At 60.9% G+C, this 3,243-nt stretch carries 2 protein-coding genes and 1 pseudogene; all 3 read right to left on the bottom strand.

The window, feature by feature from the left end; translation table 11 throughout:
- Positions 1–582: 582 nt before the first annotated feature.
- Positions 583–1,401 (bottom strand): annotated as a pseudogene (locus CKO41_RS18235) (cryptochrome/photolyase family protein); the annotation flags it as partial.
- Between the two features lie 64 nt (positions 1,402–1,465).
- On the bottom strand, positions 1,466–2,599 hold the full coding sequence (locus CKO41_RS18230; RefSeq protein WP_420826495.1) for an ISAs1 family transposase: 1,134 nt from the start codon (positions 2,597–2,599) through the stop codon (positions 1,466–1,468).
- A gap of 69 nt (positions 2,600–2,668) precedes the next feature.
- Positions 2,669–3,243 (bottom strand): SBBP repeat-containing protein (locus CKO41_RS18225; RefSeq protein WP_200383283.1); only part of this gene is annotated, 575 nt, incomplete at its 5' end.

The raw sequence follows: 3,243 nt of genomic DNA, 5'->3' as shown, positions 1-3,243 counted from the left end.
CGCCGAAGCGAGCCCGTATTCACCTTTAACTGCTTGTTTATTCGCCGATTTGCCCGCGCTTGTCACACCCTTTTTGTCATTGCCGCCGCATGGCATTCGTCAATAAGCTTTCACTAATATGCGCGTTCATTAGTGTTTGCTTATATTATGATCTCGCTATGCGGAAATGAGAAACTTCAGGATAAAAAATCATAACTTTAGACTTATTTTCCGCGATTTAATCCAAATAAATTATTATAAATCAGTATTTTAAAGAATTTCCGCGCGTGATAGGCAAGGTGAAACGGCTCGATAAGCCGTTGATTGTTGGTGCACCGTCGAACGATTTTGGCGGCAGGAAACCGCCAGGCTGCCCGACGCCCTTGGAACTGACTGTTTTGTATGGAAAAAGATATGGGTAATGATATAACCAACCGCTTCGCCAACGACGGCGCCGAGCCATGATGGCACGCCATCTGCGTCAACCCGCGCAGATCGAGGACGCGCAACCATGCAAGCCATCATCGACACGACCGCCCCAGGCCCAGCCCACGGATGCCATCGGCCGCATCTGCGACGACCGCGAGATAGCCGCCCCGGCGATCAGCCGGCGAGTCGCGCGGACCAGGCGGCGGCAGCGGCGCGGAGTGCCTGCTTTCGCTCGGTGCTCAGGCGGGCGAGGTTCTTCAGCTGCATCCTCATCCGCGGGCTGGTGGCGAGGCGCTCTTCATGGCGCATCAGGAAATCCCAGTAGAGCGTCGTGAAGGGGCAGGCGCGCTCGCCGGTGGCCTGGCCGGGATCGTAACGGCAGGCCGAGCAATAGTTGCTCATGCGCTGGATGTACTTGCCCGTGGCCACGTAGGGCTTGCTCGCCATGATGCCGCCGTCGGCATACTGCGACATGCCGAGCACGTTCGGCAGCTCGACCCATTCGACGGCGTCCACATAGACCGCCAGGTACCATTCGTGGACGGCCTGCGGTCGCACGCCGAGCAGCAGGGCGAACAGGCCCGTGACCATGAGCCGCTGTATGTGATGCGCAAAGCCCAAGGCCAAGGTCTGACCGATGACTTCGCGCAGGCAGTTCAGGTCCGTTTCGCCGGTCCAGTAGAACCTCGGTAGCGGCCGCGTGGCCTGGAGCGCGTTGCACCTCGCGTAATCGGGCATGAAGAGCCAATAGACGCCGCGCACATACTCGCGCCAGCCGAGCAGCTGCCGGACAAAGCCCTCGACCGCGGCGAGCGGCGCGCGCCCCTGGCGATAGGCCTCCTCCGCCGCCGCGATGGCATCCCGCGGATCGAGCAGTTTCAGATTGAGCGCCGCCGAAAGGCGCGAGTGATAGAGCACCGGCTCGCCGGTCCACATGGCATCCTGGACGCGACCGAAGTCCGCCAGCCGGTTGTCGATGAAATCCTCCAGCGCGGCAGGGCAAACGCATCAGTCATTGCTTATAGAGTGTTGCCGGGGATGCTGACTTGAACGTGCATCACCCGGTCTGGAATAGAAGTTCTGACAGGTACTTGTCATCCCAGCCCGCTTTTAGGCGTTTGTTCTTGATACCCATTTTCTCGCGCGTGTCGTTTTTCAAGCGGGTCAGCGCAATGTGGCGAAGCACGGCGAAGTTCTCGCGCGCCTGCGGATTGCGCAGCCGCGAGTCGTCCTCGCGGAAGGCGACATCAAGGCTCCAATGCAGATCGTTCTCGATCCCCCAATGACCCCGCACGGCCCGCGCAAAACGCTCGGCGTCGGTCCCGATGCTACCGATGTAGAAGCGATACTCGGTGGAGGTCTTGCCGTCGACCTCGCGCTGCGACTCGACCATGCCGATCATGTTCAACCCCTTCCATAGCGCGCGCCGGGAGAGGCCATCGAGATGGCCCAAGGTGTAGTAGCGACGGGTCTCGATGCGCCCATGGTTGCGCTCGCTCGTCTCGAAGACCTGCGCGTCCAACCCCGCGTAATCCTTGGCATCGGCGTCGATGAAGGCCTCCTCGACCTCCTCGGCCAAGGTGCCCTGGTTGCCCTTGAGCGCCAGCACGTAGTCCCCGCCGGCGGCGATGATCTGCTCGGCGATCTTGGTCTGGCAGCCCATGGCGTCGATGGTGACGATGCACCCCTTCAGCACCAGAAGCTCCAGTAAGCGCGGAATCGCCGTAATCTCGTTGGACTTCGCTTCCGTGGCCACCTGCCCCAGCACGACACGATTGGCCACCGCCCAGGCGCTGACCATATGCAGCGGGCCCAAGCCCGCGCCGCGGTTGTGTGAGCGCCGCACCGACTTGCCGTCGATGGCGACCACTTCCTCTGGGATGCTTTGGCGAACGGTATTGACCCAGGCGCGAAAGCACTCCTCGAACGCCTGCGGCGCCAGCAGCGAGAACACCCGCCCGAAGGTATCGTGCGAGGGGATCCCGTTGGGCAGCTCCAAAAACTGGCGCAACCAGGCCTCCTTGGCCCGTGCGAACCCCGCGATGCTCACCCAATCGTCCGCGCCACAGATTACTGCGGCGACCGCAATCGCGATCATATCCAGCAACTTATGGCGCGCCTTCGTGCCGTCGCGCGGATCTTCCAGATGGCTGAAATGCTTGATCAGCGAGCGATCCGAATCGAGCGTCACTTCTTGAGCCTCCGCGATAGCCATCTCAGAATGTTGCGGAGGTTATATCATGTATATTATATAAGAATATCATAATGCTATGATGCGTTTGCCCTGTGCGAGCGGGAAGTCCGAGGACGCGGTGGAGCCCGTTATGTAGGCACTGCCGGTGTCGTCTAGGGCGATGCCATGAGCAATGTCCTCGCCACTGCCGCCAAGGTAGGTCGCGTAGACAAGCGCGGAGCCTGCTGCGTCGATCTTCGCGACGAAGCCATCCTCTTCCCCGCCTGACGCCGGTTGCAGGGCGCGCTGCGTCGGCAGGTCGGTCGAAGCAGTCCGTCCGCTCAGATAGGCGTTACCGCCGCTGTCCACGGCGATGTCGTAAGCGATGTCGAGGCCGCTGCCACCAAAGTAGGTCGCATAGACGAGCGTGGAGCCTGTCGCGTCGATCTTCGCTGCAAAGGCGTCGCCCTCACCGGCCGGGGTAGGCTGCAAGGCGTTGACATCCGGGAAGTCCGTGGACGCGGTGCGTCCTGACAGATAGTGCCTGGAAGAAAACCCCGTTGAATTCAAAAAAACCGCTGGCCTCATGCCGCCCCGGCGGCGGCTTTTCATTCGGATCGAGGCCGTCAGCGAGGAATACGGGGGGGCGATGTGAATTGCTT

Origin of the sequence: Thiococcus pfennigii (genome assembly GCF_016583835.1) — a bacterium.
Taxonomy (GTDB): Bacteria; Pseudomonadota; Gammaproteobacteria; order Chromatiales; family Chromatiaceae; genus Thiococcus; species Thiococcus pfennigii.
This window is presented reverse-complemented; position numbering and strand designations above follow the sequence as displayed.